General features: G+C 57.6%; 1 protein-coding gene. It reads right to left on the bottom strand.

Going from position 1 to position 394, the window contains the following annotated elements; genetic code table 11:
* A partial coding sequence (locus PH558_RS34145) for an ACT domain-containing protein (RefSeq protein WP_350223838.1) occupies positions 1 to 393 on the bottom strand: 393 nt, incomplete at its 3' end.
* Position 394 lies beyond the last annotated feature (1 nt).

Below are 394 nucleotides of genomic sequence, written 5' to 3'. Positions count from 1 at the left end.
ATTGACCACCACTTTCTGGTAATCGAAATGGTTGGAGACGACGCCGACGATGTCGATCGGCAAGGCGCCGATCTTCCAGCGATAGAGCAGGTCGTTGAGGCAATGGCCGAAGCGCGAGACCATCAGCAGCACCTTCATGCGCTTCTTGGCATCGTGGATCTCCGCATCCATGGCGAACTTCTCGGCGATCGGCTTGAAGCCTTCGACGAGCGCTGCCTGGCCCACCCCTTCCTCGGAGATGAAGGAGACGCGCATGAAGAAGCGGCCAGTATCGAGATCGTCGAACTGGCTGGAATCGACGATGTTGCAGCCCTGTCCGGCCAGATAGTTCGAGATCGCCGCAACAATCCCACGCGTCGATTGGCACGTCACTGTCAATACATAGCTCGTCATG

Origin of the sequence: Rhizobium pantanalense (assembly GCF_030182525.1) — a bacterium.
In the GTDB taxonomy this organism is placed as follows: Bacteria; Pseudomonadota; Alphaproteobacteria; order Rhizobiales; family Rhizobiaceae; genus Rhizobium.
Note: the sequence above shows the minus strand (reverse complement) of the source record. Positions and strands in the feature narration are given on the sequence as shown.